The organism is Gemmobacter aquatilis, from assembly GCF_900110025.1.
Lineage (GTDB): Bacteria > Pseudomonadota > Alphaproteobacteria > Rhodobacterales > Rhodobacteraceae > Gemmobacter > Gemmobacter aquatilis.
Genome location: NZ_FOCE01000014.1, coordinates 55,142 through 58,124, shown reverse-complemented (window position 1 = coordinate 58,124; position 2,983 = coordinate 55,142). Strand labels below are relative to the sequence as shown.

General features: G+C 65.3%; 2 protein-coding genes. Both read right to left on the bottom strand.

The features are described 5' to 3' along the window. Positions 1 to 477: 477 nt before the first annotated feature. Complete coding sequence (locus BMX43_RS17770) at positions 478 to 951, bottom strand: hypothetical protein (RefSeq protein WP_091303493.1); 474 nt, start codon at positions 949 to 951, stop codon at positions 478 to 480. 99 nt (positions 952 to 1,050) lie between these two features. After that, the coding region (locus BMX43_RS17765) for a ParB/RepB/Spo0J family partition protein (protein WP_091303492.1) at positions 1,051 to 2,983 on the bottom strand (1,933 nt) is incomplete at its 5' end.

Here is a 2,983-nt window from a genome sequence, read left to right as displayed (position 1 = left end):
TTCCATCCCCTGCCTGGAAGACGACAATAGAGACCATGAGCGTGGCGGCGAGGGAGGCGGCGAAGGCGTGAGCATCTTTGCGGGACATCTGTTTGGCTCCTGTCTGGGAGGCGGGGGACCATCCCCCGCGCGACAGGACCCCGCAGGCCCGAAGACTGGCTGACATCACCGGGTGCGTTCGGCTCGCCCGAATCCACCCGGCGGCGAGGGCTCGCCCGTAGTCCGACCCCTCGCGGGTTGATCTCGAAGACGGGATTCGGGGCAAGGAAGGGAATGGCGAGCGGGGGATGGTGCCCCAACGTCAGGAGCCGGTTGTCCTGCTGATGCTTGGAACGCCGCCAGCCTCCCGGCCAGGCTCTTGGTTGAAGACCTCCGTCTTTGGGGTATGGATCCTTTGGCACCCCGCGGTATCGCGGGACGAGGTCGTGGTCGGTGAGAGGCCCGCCCTATGGGGGCCCCCTCACGCCTTGTCAGGGCTCAGGCGGCCAGGTCCGCGCGCCCTGCCCTATTGTCGTCCTCGGTGCCGACGATTTCGAGATGGGCATTGCGATAGCCCTCCCGCGCGATCCATAGCTCGGCCGCAGTGATGGACTCCGCCAGATGCAGCAGCTCGGTGTTGCCACCAAAGTCCAGAAGCACGCGCACCTGCCCCGGCTTCGGCTCATCGGCCACCTCGAAGATCAGACGGCTGTCGGCCGAATGGCTGCGCATGATGGTGACGAGGATGACCCCGTCCGAGGAGAAGTTCCCCTCATGCAGCGTGAAGGAGGCCGGTGCGGTCCAGGTCGGATAGGCCCGGGGCGGTTCCTTCTTCACCAGACGGCCGACGCCGTTGGATCGCTCCCAGGCTGCGAGCTTCTTGGTGAAGCGTGCCGGCGGCTTGGGACTGCCGTCAGTGTAGCGAATCAGCGCCCCGAGGGGGGCTGCGTCGATGATGGTCGTTGCAGACATGATTCCTCATCCCGAATGCGAGTATCCGCATTCATCTTATTGATATTGCTTTGATTTTCTGGAGTGAGGACGGGTTTCCCCGCCCCCGGATGGCTCAGATCACTCGGCGGCCATCATCGACGCAACGCTGCCCGGCAGATCGACGGTCAGGAAGGCGGGAAGATCGACTTCCTCGGGCTGAACTGCGTCCTCCCCCTGCCCTTCTGCGATCTCCTCGCCGTCCAGTGCGACCAGATCGGCACGGCGCAGGACCTCGGGCAACCAGCCGCTGCCCTTCAGGAGCCGCTCGGCTTCGGTGGCCATCTCGCCCTTCTTCAGGTGATCGAGGAGTTGCGCGGTCCCCTCTCCCTTCGCGTCACGCACGGCCTCGAGGATCCGCGCCTTGGGCACCCGGTTGAGATAGCCATTGACCGTCGGTTCCCAGCCCGCCTCGACCATGTCAAGATCGACCGCGTGGGCGACGAGATCGGCATGCGCCATGCGGCGGGTTAGACCGCCGGCAGAGATGACCGCGCCATAGGGGTTCACCTTCTCATGGAGCGCGTTGACCCCGAAGCTGAGGCAATGCGCCAGGAGCGCGAGACGGCTGCCCTGGTCGAGCACCGTCAGATAGTCCCAGAGCGCGGTGTCGTCACCGAGGGGCAGATCGGCCTCCCAGGCCGCGTGACGCTCATCGACCAGCTTGGCCACGACACTGTCCTTAAGATCGGCTGCCTGCGCCGTCATGTAGACGTGACGCACCGAGGCCTCGAGACAGTTGCCCGAAGCAGAGGAGGTGCGGAAGGTATCCGTCACCAGCTTCAGGAGCAGAAGCGTCAGCGCCACGTCGGGCGACCGACCGATGGCCTCACGCAGCGCCAGGGTCCGGTGGGCGGTCAGTTCCATCACCAGCCGCTCGGGCAGTGGCTTCAGCCCCCCGTCCTCCTCATCCTCGGCCAGGTCCGCGCTGATCGGCTGACCACACGAGTTGATGACGGTGCGCCCCCCTGACGACACGAACGCCTGCCAACCGGAACCACCGACATCGCGCTCCTGCCCCATGGCGTCCGCGCCATCGACATCCTGGACCGCGGTCTCCTCGCGCGGCTCGTCCTCGGGCCGGACATAGCCGCGATCAACGGCAAGGCTGCCATCCCGATCCAGCGTGACGAAGACGCCGGCTCGCGCGACCTCGGCAGGGTCGAAAATAAGAGGCCGCTGCTCGAGTGCCTCTATCGCCATCTCGAGTTGACCGAGCCGCGCATCGACTTCCTCGGGACATTCGTCCTGGCCGGAATATTCCTCCTCCAGCGCACGATACTCGGCGAGCAGTTCCGCGTGGGACGCACTTTCTTGATCGCTCATCGGCGCGGGATCACCGGCCAGACGCCGCAGACCGTGGCTGTAGCCATAGGGGAGGTCGGTCGCCAACTCGATCCACTTCCAGCCCTCGGAAGCGAGCGCTTCTGCGCCTGCCTGAAGCTTCTCGGTGACCAGCCGATCGAGCAGGGCAGGGTCCTCGAACCAGCCACCGTCATCGCCTTGGAAGAGATCGCGCAGCACAACACCGCCCGCCGCCTCATAGGCATCTATGCCGACGAAGACCGCACGACGATCCGATGCCCGGACCGAGGTCTCCGTCAGCATGCGGCGGATGGCGTAGGGCTCCTTGTTCCACGAGTTCTTCACCGCATCCCAGACTTGTAGCTGACGCGCGTGGCCTGGATTCACCGTGAAGGCCATGAGCTGTTCGAGCGTCATGCCATCGTCAGCATAGACCTCGAGCAGGGCAGGGGCCACGGATGCGAGCTTCAGTCGCTGCTTGACGATCTGCGGCGTCACGAAGAAGGCAGCCGCGATCGCTTCATCGCCCTGACCTTTCTCGCGCAGGGCTAGGAAGGCACGGAACTGGTCGAGCGGGTGCAGGGCGATGCGCTGCATGTTCTCCGCCAGGGAGTCGTCTTCAGCCAGGATCTCCGACGCAGCATCCCGCACGATGCAGGGAACCGGTGCGGTTTTCGCTAGCCGCTTCTGCTTCACCAGCAGCGACAGC

Coding starts and splice junctions, on each gene's coding strand:
- BMX43_RS17770 (WP_091303493.1), bottom strand. CDS start 951: ATGTCTGCAACGACCATCATCGACGCAGCCCCCCTCGGGGCGCTGATT.